The sequence below is a fragment of the Bordetella avium genome (genome assembly GCF_034424645.1).
Lineage (GTDB): Bacteria > Pseudomonadota > Gammaproteobacteria > Burkholderiales > Burkholderiaceae_B > Bordetella > Bordetella avium.
Window position 1 is genome coordinate 3680887 of sequence record NZ_CP139969.1, and the last position, 16490, is coordinate 3697376.

11 protein-coding genes and 4 tRNA genes are annotated in these 16490 nt (G+C 59.0%); all 15 read right to left on the reverse strand.

Features of this window, described 5'->3' with window-relative positions; genetic code table 11:
- Positions 1-752: 752 nt before the first annotated feature.
- Positions 753-4994: a DNA-directed RNA polymerase subunit beta' gene (rpoC, locus tag U0029_RS17075; RefSeq protein ID WP_012415725.1), complete on the reverse strand. Its 4242-nt coding sequence runs from the start codon at positions 4992-4994 to the stop codon at positions 753-755.
- The gene (rpoB, locus tag U0029_RS17080) at positions 4994-9106 is read right to left on the reverse strand and encodes a DNA-directed RNA polymerase subunit beta (RefSeq protein WP_039052216.1); all 4113 of its coding nucleotides are present in this window, start codon (positions 9104-9106) and stop codon (positions 4994-4996) included. Before rpoB ends, rpoC begins: the two co-directional genes overlap by 1 nt.
- Positions 9107-9266: 160 nt before the next feature.
- Positions 9267-9647 (reverse strand): 50S ribosomal protein L7/L12, encoded by a 381-nt coding sequence (gene rplL, locus U0029_RS17085; protein WP_012415723.1) that lies wholly within the window; start codon positions 9645-9647, stop codon positions 9267-9269.
- Positions 9648-9731: 84 nt separating this feature from the next.
- On the reverse strand, positions 9732-10256 hold the full coding sequence (rplJ, locus tag U0029_RS17090) for a 50S ribosomal protein L10 (RefSeq protein WP_041937470.1): 525 nt from the start codon (positions 10254-10256) through the stop codon (positions 9732-9734).
- A 243-nt stretch (positions 10257-10499) separates the two neighbouring features.
- Positions 10500-11195, reverse strand: a complete 696-nt coding sequence (gene rplA, locus U0029_RS17095) for a 50S ribosomal protein L1 (protein ID WP_012415721.1) — start codon at positions 11193-11195, stop codon at positions 10500-10502.
- 2 nt (positions 11196-11197) lie between these two features.
- Positions 11198-11629 (reverse strand): 50S ribosomal protein L11, encoded by a 432-nt coding sequence (rplK, locus tag U0029_RS17100; protein ID WP_012415720.1) that lies wholly within the window; start codon positions 11627-11629, stop codon positions 11198-11200.
- A gap of 56 nt (positions 11630-11685) precedes the next feature.
- Complete coding sequence (nusG, locus tag U0029_RS17105; RefSeq protein WP_012415719.1) at positions 11686-12219, reverse strand: transcription termination/antitermination protein NusG; 534 nt, start codon at positions 12217-12219, stop codon at positions 11686-11688.
- 8 nt (positions 12220-12227) lie between these two features.
- Complete coding sequence (gene secE, locus U0029_RS17110) at positions 12228-12608, reverse strand: preprotein translocase subunit SecE (RefSeq protein WP_012415718.1); 381 nt, start codon at positions 12606-12608, stop codon at positions 12228-12230.
- Between the two features lie 55 nt (positions 12609-12663).
- Positions 12664-12739, reverse strand: a tRNA-Trp gene (locus U0029_RS17115).
- 159 nt (positions 12740-12898) lie between these two features.
- On the reverse strand, positions 12899-14089 hold the full coding sequence (gene tuf / locus U0029_RS17120; RefSeq protein ID WP_012415717.1) for an elongation factor Tu: 1191 nt from the start codon (positions 14087-14089) through the stop codon (positions 12899-12901).
- A gap of 55 nt (positions 14090-14144) precedes the next feature.
- A tRNA-Thr gene (locus U0029_RS17125) sits at positions 14145-14219 on the reverse strand.
- Between the two features lie 3 nt (positions 14220-14222).
- Positions 14223-14296, reverse strand: a tRNA-Gly gene (locus U0029_RS17130).
- A gap of 116 nt (positions 14297-14412) precedes the next feature.
- Positions 14413-14499, reverse strand: a tRNA-Tyr gene (locus tag U0029_RS17135).
- 85 nt (positions 14500-14584) lie between these two features.
- On the reverse strand, positions 14585-15592 hold the full coding sequence (locus tag U0029_RS17140) for an asparaginase (protein ID WP_012415716.1): 1008 nt from the start codon (positions 15590-15592) through the stop codon (positions 14585-14587).
- On the reverse strand, positions 15585-16490 hold the full coding sequence (locus U0029_RS17145; RefSeq protein WP_012415715.1) for a ParB/RepB/Spo0J family partition protein: 906 nt from the start codon (positions 16488-16490) through the stop codon (positions 15585-15587). The genes U0029_RS17140 and U0029_RS17145 overlap by 8 nt, the downstream gene beginning before the upstream one ends.

Genomic DNA, 16490 nt, shown 5'->3' on the forward strand with positions numbered 1-16490 from the left:
AGCGGCTTCCAAAAGATTGATCTGAGAACTCTCCGACGAGGCGTTTACACAAGGCTACTAGAACTTGTCAGATGGCCAAGCATAAACCAGCTTAGTGATAAATCGCGGCTTCCCGTTGAAACGATTGAATATCCCAGTGTTTTCACTACCCCGGCGCTTTTTCTCCTCGGGTTTACGCTAGGTCGAACGGATACTTTCAGGACTGCCCCCTGTTCGGCCTGTTTCTGTATCGGATAAGTGTGTCTCAGCGCATCCGGCTCCGCTTCACCGCGCCGGGCATTACCGTGACGCGGCAGGCCATCACTGAGCGCGCGGGGATGGGCATTTGCTGTCACCGAATGGAGGTCACTAGAGGCGTCACGTTCAAACACAGAAAACAGTGCGCGGCCACTGCAATTTTCATAATGGTTGTGTGCTCAACTTTTTGGGCAGACGGCAATCCCATCAATCGAACCTCAGCGAATCGCTTTAATTTCGACGACGGGCAAGGCGAAAACACCATGGACGTTGGCAGCGTCTTGAAGGCCGTTGTTCATATTGCCCCCCTGAAGTATTTATGGCCACGCAATAGCACGGAAGAGCTAGCGCGCTGCATAACGCAGGAGAAGGCCATCCGGATGCGAACCACACTCGGCCAGACGGCCAGGAACACGAGCCCCTGTTCAGCCCCCCTCTTCGAAACGTCGAATTAAGGAGCAAAAAAACTGCCGGCACAGGGCCGGCAGTTTTTGACTTGCAGCAAACCCGCAGGTTTACTCAGCAGGCGTCTCGCCTTCGAAAGGCAGCGAAACATCCACTTCGATATCCGCCGCAACAGGCATTTCTTCGAAGGGGTTGGCCTGCTGGCGGGCGGCTTCGCGCTCGGCAGCTTCCAGCGCTTCCTTGTCCTTGCGGGCAAGGTGGTAAGCCAAGCCGGTACCGGCCGGAATCAGACGGCCCACGATGACGTTTTCCTTCAGACCACGCAGATCGTCGCGTTTGCCCATGATGGCCGCTTCGGTCAGCACGCGGGTCGTTTCCTGGAACGATGCCGCAGAGATGAAAGAATCGGTGGACAGCGATGCCTTGGTGATACCGAGCAACACGTTGTCGTACTGAGCCGGGCGCTTATCCTCGGCGATCACACGATCGTTCTCGTTGAGCAGTTCCGAACGTTCGACCTGCTCACCCGGGATGAAGTCTGCATCGCCCGGATCGGTGATGTTCACGCGGCGCAGCATTTGACGAACAATCACTTCGATGTGTTTGTCGTTGATCTTCACGCCTTGCAAACGGTAGACGTCCTGCACTTCGTCGACGATGTAGGTCGCCAGCTTCTCGATACCCTGCAAGCGCAGAATATCGTGCGGGTCGGCCGGACCGTCCACGATCATTTCGCCCTTGTTGACCACCTGGCCGTCGTGCACCAGCACTTGCTTTTCCTTGGGAATCAGGAACTCGTGGCTGATACCTTCCAGGTCGGTGATGACCAGACGCTGCTTACCCTTGGTGTCCTTACCGAAGGAAACCGTGCCCGTGACTTCGGCAAGCATGCCGGCGTCTTTGGGTGAACGGGCTTCGAACAGTTCGGCCACACGCGGCAGACCGCCGGTAATGTCGCGGGTCTTTTGCGATTCTTGCGGAATACGCGCCAGCACCTCACCGACAGCCACCTGCTGACCGTCGCGCACCGTGATCAGCGCGCCAACCGGGAAGGAAATGTTCACCGCATGGTCAGTACCCGCGATGCGCACGTCTTCGCCGTTATCGTTGACCAGCTTGATCTGCGGACGCATGACGACCTTGCCGCCACGCGTTTTGGGCGTAATCACGACCAGCGTGGACAGACCCGTAACTTCGTCGACCTGCTTGGCCACGGTCACGCCTTCTTCGATATTCTCGAAGCGCACGGCGCCACCGTATTCCGACACGATCGGGCGGGTCAGCGGATCCCAGGTCGCCAGACGGGTACCGGCCTTGACGGCATCGCCGTCGCCGACCAGCACCGTCGCGCCATAGGGAATCTTGTGACGTTCGCGCTCGCGGCCGTTGTCGTCGTAGATCGCCAGTTCGCCCGAGCGGGAAATCGCAACGCGCTCGCCCTTGGCGTTAGTGACGTAACGCATCGTGCTGGCGAAACCGACCGTACCGTTGGACTTGGTTTCGACTGCGCTGGCCAGAGCCGAACGCGATGCCGCGCCACCGATGTGGAAGGTACGCATCGTGAGCTGCGTGCCCGGTTCACCGATCGACTGCGCAGCAATAACGCCTACGGCTTCACCGACGTTGACATGCGAACCACGGCCCAGATCGCGGCCATAGCAGTGCGCGCACAGACCATGACGCGTTTCGCAGGTCAGCGGGGTGCGAACCTTGACTTCGTCCACGCCCACGCGATCGATCAGATCGACCAGATCTTCATCAAGCAAGGTGCCGGCCGTGATCTCGGTTTCCTGCGTATCCGGGTTGACGATATCCACGGCAGCCACGCGGCCCAGGATACGGTCGCGCAGCGGCTCGATAACCTCACCACCCTCAACCAGAGCCTTCATCGAATAGCCATGCGAGGTGCCGCAATCGACTTCGGTGATGACCAGGTCTTGCGTCACATCGACCAGACGGCGGGTCAGGTAGCCCGAGTTTGCCGTCTTCAGTGCCGTATCCGCCAGACCCTTACGCGCGCCGTGAGTCGAAATGAAGTACTGGAGTACGTTCAGGCCTTCACGGAAGTTTGCCGTAATGGGCGTTTCGATAATGGAGCCGTCCGGCTTGGCCATCAGGCCACGCATACCGGCCAACTGACGAATCTGAGCGGCAGAGCCCCGCGCGCCGGAGTCGGCCATCATGTAGATGGAGTTGAACGACTCTTGACGAACATTTTCGCCATGACGATTGACGACCGGCTCGGTAGCGAGCTGCTCCATCATCGCCTTGCCGACCTTATCGCCCGCCTTGCCCCAGATGTCCACAACGTTGTTGTAGCGTTCCTGCGACGTGACCAGACCCGAGGAGTACTGCTTGTCGATTTCTTTCACTTCACGGCCAGCTTCGGCCAGGATGACTTCCTTGGCTGCCGGGATCAGCATGTCTTCCATGGCGATGGAAATACCGCCACGGGTTGCCAGGCGGAAGCCTGATTGCATCAGCTTGTCCGCGAAGATCACGGTGTCGCGCAGGCCGCAGCGGCGGAACGACTGGTTGATCAGGCGCGAAATTTCTTTCTTTTTCAGGGCCTTGTTCAACACGGTGAACGGCAGACCGCGAGGCAGAATTTCGGACAGCAGCGCACGGCCGACCGTCGTCTCATGACGACGGATGACGGGTTGCCATTCGCCCTGCTCATCACGCTCGTGCTCTTTCAGACGCACGGTGATGCGAGTTTGCAGTTCGACTTCGCCGTTGTCGTAGGCGCGCTGAACTTCAGCGACGTCAGCGAAGAAAATGCCTTCGCCACGGCCATTGATGCGCTCTCGAGTCGTGTAGTACAGACCCAGCACAATATCCTGGGACGGCACGATGGACGGTTCGCCGTTGGCCGGGAACAGCACGTTGTTCGAAGCCAGCATCAGGGTGCGGGCTTCGAGCTGGGCTTCCAGCGACAGCGGCACGTGGACGGCCATCTGGTCACCGTCGAAGTCGGCGTTGAACGCCGCGCAAACCAGCGGGTGGAGCTGGATGGCCTTACCTTCGATCAGGACGGGCTCGAATGCCTGGATGCCAAGACGGTGCAAGGTCGGCGCACGGTTCAGCATGACCGGATGTTCGCGGATCACCTCTTCGAGGATGTCCCACACCACCGGCTCTTGGCTTTCAACGAGCTTCTTGGCTGCCTTGATGGTCGTGGCCAGACCCATCATCTCCAGACGATTGAAGATGAAGGGCTTGAACAGTTCAAGAGCCATCAGCTTGGGCAGACCGCACTGGTGCAGCTTGAGCTGCGGACCCACCACGATGACCGAACGGCCCGAGTAGTCCACGCGCTTGCCCAGCAGGTTTTGACGGAAACGACCGCTCTTGCCCTTGATCATATCGGCCAGGGACTTGAGCTGGCGCTTGTTGGCGCCCGTCATGGCCTTGCCGCGGCGACCGTTGTCCAGCAGCGAATCGACGGCCTCCTGCAGCATGCGCTTCTCATTGCGCAGGATGATTTCAGGGGCCTTCAGCTCCAGCAGGCGCTTCAGACGGTTATTGCGGTTGATGACGCGACGATAGAGATCGTTCAGGTCAGAGGTCGCGAAGCGGCCGCCATCCAGCGGCACCAGCGGACGCAGGTCCGGCGGCAGCACGGGCAGCACTTCCATGACCATCCAGTCGGGCTTGATACCCGACTTTTGGAAGCCTTCCAGCACCTTCAGGCGCTTGGAAATCTTCTTGATCTTGGCTTCGGAGCTGGTGGCCTTGAGCTCGCCGCGCAGCGTTTCGACTTCGCGGTCGATATCGATAGTACGCAGCAGTTCGCGCACCGCTTCGGCGCCCATCAGGGCACGGAAGTCATCGCCATACTCCTCAGTCTTGGCGAGGAAATCGTCGTCCGACATGATCTGGCCGCGCTTGAGCGGCGTCATGCCAGGTTCGATCACGCACCAGGCTTCGAAATAGAGCACGCGCTCGATGTCGCGCAAGGTCATATCGAGCACCATGCCCAAACGGGACGGCAGGCTCTTCAGGAACCAGATGTGCGCAACGGGGCTGGCCAGCTCAATGTGGCCCATGCGTTCGCGACGAACCTTGGCGACCGTCACTTCGACGCCGCACTTCTCGCAGATCACGCCACGATGCTTCAGGCGCTTGTACTTACCGCACAAGCACTCGTAGTCTTTGATCGGGCCAAAAATCTTGGCGCAGAACAGACCATCACGCTCGGGCTTGAAGGTACGGTAGTTGATCGTCTCGGGCTTACGGACTTCGCCGTAAGACCACGAACGGATCTTCTCCGGCGAGGCGAGGCCAATCTTGATGGCATCGAATTGCTCGTCTTGCGAGACTTGCTTAAAGAGATCGAGTAGCGCTTTCATTAGTTACGCTCCAAATCCATGTCGAGGGCCAGCGAGCGAATTTCCTTCACCAGCACGTTAAACGATTCCGGCATGCCGGCGTCGATGACGTGATCGCCCTTAACGATGTTTTCGTAAACCTTGGTCCGGCCGGTGATGTCATCCGACTTCACGGTCAGCATTTCCTGCAGGGTGTAGGAGGCGCCATAGGCTTCCAGCGCCCACACTTCCATCTCACCGAAACGCTGGCCGCCGAACTGCGCTTTACCGCCCAACGGCTGCTGAGTCACGAGCGAGTACGGACCGGTCGAACGAGCGTGCATCTTGTCATCGACCAAGTGATGCAGCTTCAGGTAGTGCATGTAGCCGATGGTGACCGGACGCTCGAATTTCTCGCCGGTACGGCCGTCGAACAGCCAGGCCTGAGCACGCGAAGGCGTCAGTTGCATGCGCTTGGCCACGTCATCCGGGTAGGCCAGCTCGAGCATCATGGTGATTTCATCTTCGGTCGCGCCGTCAAACACCGGCGTAGCGAACGGAACGCCGCGCTTCAGGTTGTTGGCCAGTTCGATGACTTCCTCATCCGACAGCTCGCTGATGCGCGCGCCGGTGCCGGTCGTGTTGTAGACCTTTTCCAGATAGGCACGGATGTTCTTGACCTGAGCCGTGCGCTCGTCCTGGAGCATGTCGGCGATACGCTGACCCACGCCCTTGGCGGCCCAACCCAGGTGAACTTCCAGCACCTGACCAACGTTCATCCGCGACGGCACGCCGAGCGGGTTCAGAACGATGTCGGCAGTCGTGCCATCGGCCATGTGGGGCATATCCTCAACCGGAGTAATACGCGAGACCACACCCTTATTACCGTGGCGGCCGGCCATCTTGTCGCCAGGCTGCAGACGACGCTTCACGGCCAGATAGACCTTGATCATCTTGAGCACGCCCGGAGGCAGCTCGTCACCCTGCGTGAGCTTCTTGCGCTTTTCTTCGAACGCGAGGTCGAATTGGTGGCGCTTTTGCTCCAGCGATTCCTTGGCCTGCTCCAGCACGACGGCATGCGGCTCGTCCGACAGACGAATATCGAACCACTGCCAGCGATCCAGATCCGCCAGGTAAGCCTTGGTAACGGTAGCACCCTTAGCCAGCTTGCGCGGACCGCCATTGACGGTCTTGCCCACCAGCAGCTTCTCGATACGATCGAACTGGTCGTTCTCAACGATGCGCAGCTGGTCGTTCAGGTCTTGGCGATAGCGGCGCAGCTCATCATCGATGATGGACTGTGCACGCTTGTCGCGCACGATGCCTTCGCGGGTGAAGACTTGCACGTCAATAACCGTGCCCGTCATACCCGAGGGCACGCGCAGCGAGGTGTCTTTAACGTCGGAAGCCTTCTCGCCAAAAATGGCGCGCAGCAGTTTTTCTTCCGGCGTGAGCTGGGTTTCGCCTTTGGGCGTTACCTTGCCGACCAGCACGTCGTCAGCGCTGACTTCGGCGCCGATGTAGACGATGCCCGACTCATCCAGACGGTTGAGCTGGGTCTCGGCCAGGTTGCTGATGTCGCGCGTGATTTCTTCAGGCCCGAGCTTGGTATCGCGAGCGACCACGGTCAACTCTTCGATATGCACCGAGGTATAGCGGTCATCGGCCACCACGCGCTCGGAAATCAAGATCGAGTCTTCGAAGTTGTAGCCGTTCCAGGGCATGAAGGCGATCAGCATGTTCTGGCCCAGAGCGAGTTCGCCCAGGTCAGTCGATGCGCCGTCAGCCAGCACGTCACCCTTGGCGACGCGGTCGCCACGTTTGACGATCGGACGCTGGTTGATATTCGTGTTCTGGTTGGAACGGGTGTACTTGATGAGGTTGTAGATATCTACGCCCACTTCGCCCGCGACGTTTTCTTCGTCGTTGACGCGGATCACGACGCGCTCGGCGTCAACGTGGTCGACCAGGCCGCCACGCAGCGCCTGCACGGTCGTGCCCGAGTCAACAGCGACAGTGCGCTCGATGCCGGTACCGACGAGCGGCTTTTCCGGACGCAGGCAAGGCACGGCCTGGCGCTGCATGTTGGCGCCCATCAGTGCACGGTTGGCGTCATCGTGCTCAAGGAAGGGGATCAGCGAAGCCGCGACAGATACGATCTGCGACGGCGCCACGTCCATGTAGTGCACGTTGACCGGCGAGGTCAGCATGGTTTCGCCTGCTTCACGGCAAGCGACCAGGTCATCGACGAAACGGCCTTCCGCATCCAGCGCGGCGTTAGCCTGCGCAATCACATAGTGGCTTTCTTCGATAGCCGACAGATAGTCGATCTGATCGCTGACGCGGCCGTCGATAATCTTGCGGTAAGGCGTTTCCAGGAAACCGTACTCGTTCAGACGAGCGTACAGCGCCATGGAGTTGATCAGACCGATGTTCGGGCCTTCCGGCGTTTCGATCGGGCAGACACGGCCGTAATGGGTCGGATGCACGTCGCGGACTTCAAAGCCGGCACGCTCGCGCGTCAAACCGCCAGGGCCCAGAGCTGAAACACGACGCTTGTGCGTGATTTCCGACAACGGGTTGGTCTGGTCCATGAACTGCGACAACTGGCTCGAACCGAAGAACTCCTTGATGGCAGCCGAGATCGGCTTGGAGTTGATCAGGTCGTGCGGCATCAGGTTTTCCGTCTCGGCCTGGCCCAGACGTTCCTTGACGGCGCGCTCGACACGCACCAGACCGGCGCGGAACTGGTTTTCGGCCAGTTCGCCCACACAGCGCACGCGGCGGTTGCCCAGGTGATCGATATCGTCGATCTGGCCACGGCCGTTACGCAGCTCGACCAGCACCTTGATGGTCTCGAGGATGTCTTCGTCGGTCAGGGTCATCGGGCCATTGGCGTCATCGCCACGACCCAGACGGCTATTGACCTTCATGCGACCCACGCGCGACAAATCGTAGGTTTCTTCGCTATAGAACAGACGCTGGAACAGCGCTTCGACCGCTTCTTCGGTCGGCGGCTCGCCAGGGCGCATCATGCGGTAGATAGCTACGCGCGCAGCAGTCTGATCGACCGTTTCGTCGGTACGCAGCGTCTGCGAGATGTAGGGACCACGATCCAGATCGTTGGTGTACAGGGTTTGCAGATCAAGCACCTTGGCCGCGCGCATGGCGTCCAGCACGCTTTCGGTGATTTCGTCGTTAGCCAACGCAATCACTTCACCCGTGTCGGGGTCCACAACGTTCTTGGCCAGCACGCGCCCATAGAGGAAATCCTCAGGCACGGAAATACGCTGGATGCCACCATTGGCGAGATCACGCAGATGTTTGGCGTTGATACGCTTGTCTTTCTCGACAATCACCTTACCGGCACGGTCGGTGATGTCGAATCGGGCCATTTCGCCCTTCCAGCGCTCGGGCACGAATTCCATCATCGCGCCTTCGCTCTTCAACTCGAAATTGTCGAAATCGAAGAAGTGAGCGAGGATGGACTCCGGCGTCATGCCGATGGCCTTCAGCAGGATCGTCACGGGCATTTTGCGGCGACGGTCCACACGGAAGAACAGCACGTCCTTGGGATCGAACTCAAAGTCGAGCCAGGAGCCACGGTAGGGAATCACGCGGGCAGAGAACAACAGCTTGCCCGAGCTGTGCGTTTTACCGCGGTCGTGTTCGAAGAACACGCCGGGCGAACGGTGCAGCTGCGAAACGATGACACGCTCCGTACCATTGATCACGAAAGAACCGGTCGTGGTCATGAGCGGAATTTCGCCCATGTAGACTTCCTGTTCCTTCACTTCCTTGATGGTGGGCTTGCTGACTTCGCGGTCAAGCAACACCAGGCGGACCTTGGCACGCAGCGGCGATGCGTAGGTCAAGCCACGTTGTTGACATTCCTTGACATCGAACACCGGCTCGCCAAGCGCATAGCTGACGAACTCCAAGCGCGCCATACCGTTGTGACTGACGATCGGAAAAATCGACGTAAACGCCGCCTGCAAGCCTTCATTAACCCGATCCGCAGTGGCGGTCTCGGCTTGCAGAAAAGTTAGGTAGGATTGAAGTTGCGTCGCAAGCAGAAAGGGAACGTTCTGAACGTCTTCACGCTTAGCGAAGCTTTTGCGGATGCGCTTTTTTTCGGTGTACGAGTAAGGCATGAGCACTCCGACTCGAGGTTGCATGGGCCGTCAACCACGGCCCCAGGTGATACGACTCCAGGAAACACCCCTAAAAACCCGCTATCAGGAGGGGTTTCCTGGAAACGCAAAAGCCCGGGGACTGCAAATAGCGCTGTCCCCGGGCAGATAACGCGAAGGTTTACTTGACTTCGACCTTGGCGCCGGCTTCTTCCAGCTTCTTCTTAGCGGCTTCAGCGTCAGCCTTGGGCAGGGCTTCCTTGACGGGCTTCGGAGCGCCGTCAACCAGGTCCTTGGCTTCCTTCAGGCCCAGACCGGTCAGCTCGCGCACGGCCTTGATGACGGACACCTTGTTGGCGCCGGCTTCGACCAGCACAACGGTGAACTCGGTCTGCTCTTCAGCAGCGGCAGCAGCGCCACCAGCGGCCGGAGCGGCCACGGCAACAGCAGCGGCAGCAGCCGACACGCCAAACTTCTCTTCCATTTCCTTGATCAGCTCGGACAGTTCGAGCACGGTCATGCCAGCGATGGCGTCAAGGATTTCAGCTTTGTTAAGTGCCATTTTCTTTAGAACTCCAGAATTGGGTAATGCCAGGGTTGGGTGTCGCTTAGTCGTTCAGCGAGATTCCGCAAGACGCGCCTGATATCAGGCGGCGGCCTTCTGGTCGCGCACGGCGGCGAGGCCACGGGCGAACTTGGTCGGAACTTCGTTGAGCGTACGCACGAATTGCGCGATCGGGGCTTGCATGGTGCCCAGCAGTTTCGAGAGCAACTCTTCACGCGAGGGCATCGTGGCCAGGGCCTTGACGCCTTCTTGGTTCAGCAAGTTGTTGGGCAAGGAGCCCGCCTTGATGACCAGCTTATCGTTGCTCTTTGCGAAACCGGCGAGGACCTTGGCCGCCGCGACCGGATCAGCGCTGATACCATAGATCAGCGGACCGGTCAGTTGCTCAGCCAACGGCTCGAAAGCCGTGCCAGCAACAGCACGACGGGCCAGCGAGTTCTTAAGAACACGCAGGTAAACGCCCGATTCACGCGCAGTTTTGCGCAGTACGGTGACAGAGGCGACGTCCAGACCACGGTACTCGGCGATAACAATCGATTGGGCCTTGGCGACTTCCGCCGAGACTTCCTCGATTACCACCGCTTTCTCTTGGCGATTGAGACTCACGGTTTGAACACTCCATCAAAAGACGCCTGGGGCCTAAGCCTTGCGCGTCAACCGAATGCGGCGCCTGGTTGAGTTCTTCGGGTAAAGAAATCTTCCTGGGGACGCCGTCTACGCTGGATTCGGCCTATCAGAGCACCGAGATTAAGCCGACCGTCCATGATTTGCGACGGACCGCTCCAGCGGTCTTTGACAGCAGCATCCGAAAATCTCGGATGCGGCCCAAAGTACAGTTTGCCGACGGCCTTAGGCCGACAGCGAAGCGATTTCCACGCGAGCACCGCCACCCATCGTCGACGAGACAGCGATCTTGCGCAGGTAAATACCCTTGGCGGCAGCAGGACGCGCTTTTTGCAGCGCGTCGACCAGAGCGGCCAAGTTGGTTTGCAGTTGTTCGATACCGAAGGAGGCACGACCAATGGTGGCGTGAATGATACCGGCCTTGTCGGTACGGTATTGCACTTGGCCAGCCTTGGCATTTTTCACGGCGGTGGCGACATCCGGGGTCACGGTGCCGACCTTGGGGTTCGGCATGAGACCACGCGGACCCAGGATCTGACCCAGGGCACCGACAACACGCATCGTGTCGGGCGAAGCGATGACCACGTCGAAGTCCATTTGGCCAGCCTTGATCTGCTCGGCCAGGTCGTCCAGGCCAACCACTTCGGCGCCAGCGGCACGGGCGGCTTCAGCCTTCTCGCCCTGGGCGAAAACGGCGACGCGAACGCTCTTGCCGGTACCAGCAGGCAGAACCACCGAGCCACGGACCAGTTGGTCGGACTTCTTGGGGTCGATGCCGAGCTGCACTGCCACGTCAATGGATTCATCGAACTTGGCGGTGGCGGTTTCCTTGACCAGGGTCAGGGCTTCAGCGACCGGGTACAGCTTGGTACGGTCGATCTTCTGGGCAATGGCGGCGGCGCGCTTAGACAATTTAGCCATGATTAGATCCCCTCAACGGTGATGCCCATGCTGCGGGCGCTACCAGCGATCGTGCGAACCGCGGCATCCAGATCGGCAGCGGTCAGATCGGGCTGCTTGGTCTTGGCGATTTCTTCGGCTTGAGCGCGCGTCAGCGTGCCAACCTTGTCGGTATGCGGCTTGGGCGAACCCTTTTGCACGCCAGCGGCCTTCTTGATGAGGACCGTCGCGGGCGGGGTCTTCATGATGAAGGTGAAGCTCTTGTCCGCGAAGGCGGTGATCACCACGGGAATCGGCAGACCAGGCTCCATGCCTTGGGTCTTGGCGTTGAACGCCTTGCAGAATTCCATGATGTTCAGGCCGCGCTGACCCAGTGCCGGGCCAATCGGGGGGGACGGATTTGCCTTACCAGCCGGAACTTGCAGCTTGATAAAGCCGACGATCTTCTTCGCCATGCTTTGCTCCTTACGGGTGATATCGCCCGCCTAAACGGGCTCCCCGGGGTTGAGAATCAGGTCTTTTCGACCTGGCTGAAATCGAGCTCGACCGGTGTAGCACGACCAAAAATCGTGACAGACACACGCACCTTGCTCTTTTCGTAATTGACTTCTTCGACGTTGCCGTTGAAGTCCGCGAACGGACCTTCCTTGACGCGGACCATTTCGCCCACTTCGAAGAGAATCTTGGGCCGCGGCTTTTCGACGCCCTCTTCCATTTGCGACAGGATCTTTTCGACCTCGCGCTCGGAAATCGGAGTCGGGCGGTTGCCCGAGCCACCCAAAAAGCCGGTGACTCGATTGGTGTTCTTGACCAAGTGCCAGGTTTCGTCGGTCAGGTCCATCTCAACGAGGACGTAACCCGGGAAAATCCGGCGCTCGGTAATCGACTTTTGACCGCCCTTGACCTCAACGACTTCTTCGGAGGGAACAAGAATACGACCAAAAGAGGTTTGCAGCTCTGCACGCTCAATACGCTCGTTCAGGGCTTTTTGTACGCTTTTTTCCATGCCGGAATACACATGGACGACATACCAACGTTTACTCATGCCTGTCCTTATTTCCAGCCCAGCAGCAGGCCGTAAAGTATCCACTCGATGCCCTTGTCGAGCACCCACATGAAAATGCCCATCACCGCGACAAACGCGAACACGATGCCAGTCATCTGGACCGTTTCTTTGCGCGTAGGCCAGGAGACACGCTTAACTTCGTTGTACGACTCTTGAGCGTAGCTGATCAGGCGGCGGCCAGGTTCGCTGAACCAGACGATGATGGCCGCGATCACCAGGCCACCAACAAAAACGCCTATCCGGGCAGCGATGGGTTGCGCGCTCAGCACGGAAAACCCAACGATGCCAGCTATAACGACAAGAACCGCCAACCCGAGCTTGATCCGGTCAGCGGTACTGGTAATGGTTTCTACGCTGGTATTAGACATTTTGCGACACGAGCCCGCCGTGAATGCGCAGCTCGCGGTACTCTCCGGCGGGTGGTGGCAGGGGCAGTAGGAATCGAACCTACAACCTTCGGTTTTGGAGACCGACGCTCTGCCAATTGAGCTATACCCCTATGGCTTTCACTTGATTTGCAGCAAAGTAATCTGCAAGACACCGCTGCAAACTGCATGGCACCTCGCGGAACCATACATAATATTGCTTTTTCTTTTTTCGTGCAAGTTCTATGCACAAGGAAATGGGGCCTGACGGCCCCGTTTCCTTGCACTCGGTATTACTTGAGGATCTTGGCCACGACACCGGCGCCGACGGTACGACCGCCTTCACGGATGGCGAAGCGCAGACCTTCTTCCATGGCGATGGGGGCCAGCAGCTTGACCGTCATCGTCACGTTGTCGCCCGGCAGAACCATTTCCTTGTCCTGCGGCAGATCGATCGTGCCCGTCACGTCCGTCGTGCGGAAGTAGAACTGCGGACGATAGCCGTTGAAGAACGGCGTGTGACGGCCGCCTTCTTCCTTGGACAGAATGTACACCTCGGCCGTGAAGTCCGTGTGCGGGTTGATCGAACCCGGCTTGGCCAGCACTTGGCCACGCTCGACGTCTTCACGCTTGGTGCCGCGCAGCAGAATGCCCACGTTGTCGCCCGCTTGACCTTGGTCCAGCAGCTTGCGGAACATTTCCACGCCCGTGCACGTCGTCTTCACCGTCGGCTTGATGCCCACGATTTCGATTTCTTCGCCAACTTTCACCACGCCGCGCTCGATACGGCCGGTCACCACCGTGCCACGACCCGAGATCGAGAACACGTCTTCCACCGGCATCAGGAACGAACCGTCAACCGCACGCTCAGGCGTCGGAATGTAGGTGTCCAGCGCCGCAGCCAGCGACAGAATCGCCTGCTCGCCCAGTTCGCCCTTGTCGCCTTCCAGCGCCAGCTTAGCCGAACCCTTCACGATCGGCGTGTCATCGCCCGGGAAGTCGTACTTCGACAGCAGTTCGCGAACTTCCATCTCCACCAGCTCGAGCAGCTCAGCATCGTCAACCATGTCCGCCTTGTTCAGGAAGACAATGATGTACGGCACGCCAACCTGGCGGCTCAGCAGAATGTGCTCACGCGTCTGCGGCATCGGGCCGTCAGCAGCCGACACCACCAGAATCGCGCCGTCCATTTGCGCCGCGCCCGTGATCATGTTCTTCACGTAGTCAGCGTGGCCCGGGCAGTCAACGTGCGCGTAGTGACGCGATTCCGTTTCGTACTCAACGTGAGCCGTGTTGATCGTGATGCCGCGTGCCTTCTCTTCCGGCGCCGCGTCAATCTGGTCGTAGCCACGCGCTTCGCCGCCGAACTTCGTCGACAGAACCGTCGTGATCGCCGCCGTCAACGTCGTTTTGCCGTGGTCAACGTGACCAATCGTACCCACGTTCACGTGCGGCTTGGTACGTTCAAACTTGCCTTTTGCCATGGCTGACTCCTGACCTGGATTGAAGCTTCTGACTGAAGAAAAGATTAGAGAATTTTGGTGCCCATGACGCGGATCGAACGCGTGACCTCTCCCTTACCAAGGGAGTGCTCTACCACTGAGCCACATGGGCATTTGGAGCGGGTGAAGGGAATCGAACCCTCGTCGTAAGCTTGGAAGGCTTCTGCTCTACCATTGAGCTACACCCGCGGCTACCCTTTCACCTTGCTTCACATTTTTATTTCGCGTGTGGTGCGCGCATGTACTACAGATGTCTTACATGCAAATCCAGGCTACTACTGTGCCTGGATTTGAAATAGTTCTCTTGGTGGAGGAGGTTGGATTCGAACCAACGTAGGCGCAAGGCCAACAGATTTACAGTCTGCCCCCTTTAACCACTCGGGCACCCCTCCTGAGAGAAACGAGATTATGAACACATTTATTATCGGTGTCAAACCAAAAAAGGGGATTTCCCACAAATTTGATTTGTCCCTTATTTTAATACAGATCAAATAGTCGCTGGAGTGCCACAGGCTCGTGTGAGCGCATCAAACCGAGGGTGAGCAGAACACGGGCCTTCTGAGGATTGAGCTCACCGGCGGCGATCGTGCCGTGGCCATCATCGTTGATTTCGATATTGCGCATGACGCTGCCGGAACCCGTGCGTGTGGAACGCACCACGACGACGCCTTTCGCCACGGCGCGGTCAATGGCGGCAATGGCATCGTCGGTTGCATTGCCGTCACCGACGCCTGCCAGGATAATCCCTTGGGCATGGGCGGCGATGAAATCAATCAGGGCGCCGTCCATATCGACGCAGGCATAAGCGATATCCACCCGCGGCCAACTGCGCACGGGTGGCAGCGGCATACTGAAAACCTGTTTAGCGGCCGCGCTGGCGATATTAGACGTCCCGTAAAAACCGACCTGCCCACCACGAACCCACCCTGCCCTACCGCTGTTGGGCGAGGTAAACGCCGCCACGCCGCCGCAGGCGGTTTTTTGTACGGAACGGGCGTAATGAATGTCGTCATTCATGGTGACCAGCGGGCCGCGTCCGCGACTTTGCGGATGCGCAGCAATTGTCACGGCATTTAACAAATTGCGAGGGCCATCGGCACTCAGTGCCGTCGATGGACGCATGGCGCCGACCAGGACCACCGGCTTGTCAAAGGGCAACACCAAGCTGAGGAAATAGGCCGTTTCTTCAATAGTGTCCGTCCCATGAGTGATGACAATACCGTCGATGGACGCGTCCGCACACAGCTCGGCCACGCGCGCGGCTAAGGCCCGCCATACGTCATAGGTCATGTTCTGACTGCCGACATTGGCCAACTGTTCGGCCTGCACATTTGCCGCACGCGCCAGACCAGGTACGGCCTGCAACAAGGCATCGATGCTCAATGCTCCGGCGCGGTAAGCTGCGCTCTCGGCGCTATCTTGAGCGCCGGCAATGGTTCCACCGGTCGCCAACAGCGCAACGCGGGCAAGCGCACGGTCAGGCATCAATGACTCCCGCCAATCCTTGCCGTTCCAACAGCGAATTCAGGTGATCCCAGCCATGGAAATCAATGACGAGCTGCCCCTTATCGCGAGCGCCAACCTTGAGCACCACACGCGTGCCCAGATGATCAGACAGCGCCTCTTCGAGACGCGTGACATCGCGTGAAGGCCCCTTCTTCTTGGGCGATGTGGCTTCTCCCTCCTTCACCGTTTTAGCGACGATTTTTTCGGCTTCGCGAACGGACAGGCGGCGAGCAATGATGAGATTGGCCAGCTGGATTTGGGTGGCGGCATCGACCGCCAGCAACGCACGGGCATGGCCCATGTCGATATCGCCGGCCAGCAGCATGGTCTGTACGGGTACAGCCAGGTTCAGCAGGCGCAATAAATTGCTGGTTGCCGACCGCGAACGGCCAATCGCCTGCGCGGCCTGCTCATGCGTCAAACCGAATTCATCCAGCAGGCGTCGGACACCTTGCGCTTCTTCGAGCGGATTCAGGTCCTCGCGCTGGATGTTTTCGATCAAGGCCATGATGGCGGCGTTCTCGTCCGCCACATCACGCACCAGCACGGGCACTTCTTTCAGACCGGCCAGTTGAGCCGCGCGGAAGCGCCGCTCACCCGCGATGATTTCGTACTGTCCAGGAATGGCAAGCCCGCGCACGAGAATGGGCTGCATAATGCCCTGCGTACGGACGGATTCGGCCAGCTCATTCAGGGCGCCTTCGTCCATACGGGTACGTGGCTGATACTTGCCAGCCCGCAACCTGTCGATAGGCAGCGTCGTGGGCAGTGCGCTCTCAGGCTCGACTGCCTTGCCTATATTGTCGATAGCCGGAACATCCGCCCCGAGCAAGGCATCCAGCCCCCGGCCCAGGCCCTTGGGTTTCTTGGTAGCCAT

Excerpts from the sequence above, each read along its gene's own strand:
- rplK (WP_012415720.1), bottom strand. The coding sequence starts at position 11,629 with ATGGCGAAGAAGATCGTCGGCTTTATCAAGCTGCAAGTTCCGGCTGGT.
- U0029_RS17140 (WP_012415716.1), bottom strand. The coding sequence starts at position 15,592 with ATGCCTGACCGTGCGCTTGCCCGCGTTGCGCTGTTGGCGACCGGTGGA.
- nusG (WP_012415719.1), bottom strand. The coding sequence starts at position 12,219 with ATGAGTAAACGTTGGTATGTCGTCCATGTGTATTCCGGCATGGAAAAA.
- secE (WP_012415718.1), bottom strand. The coding sequence starts at position 12,608 with ATGTCTAATACCAGCGTAGAAACCATTACCAGTACCGCTGACCGGATC.
- U0029_RS17145 (WP_012415715.1), bottom strand. The coding sequence starts at position 16,490 with ATGGCTACCAAGAAACCCAAGGGCCTGGGCCGGGGGCTGGATGCCTTG.
- rpoC (WP_012415725.1), bottom strand. The coding sequence starts at position 4,994 with ATGAAAGCGCTACTCGATCTCTTTAAGCAAGTCTCGCAAGACGAGCAA.
- tuf (WP_012415717.1), bottom strand. The coding sequence starts at position 14,089 with ATGGCAAAAGGCAAGTTTGAACGTACCAAGCCGCACGTGAACGTGGGT.
- rplL (WP_012415723.1), bottom strand. The coding sequence starts at position 9,647 with ATGGCACTTAACAAAGCTGAAATCCTTGACGCCATCGCTGGCATGACC.
- rplA (WP_012415721.1), bottom strand. The coding sequence starts at position 11,195 with ATGGCTAAATTGTCTAAGCGCGCCGCCGCCATTGCCCAGAAGATCGAC.
- rpoB (WP_039052216.1), bottom strand. The coding sequence starts at position 9,106 with ATGCCTTACTCGTACACCGAAAAAAAGCGCATCCGCAAAAGCTTCGCT.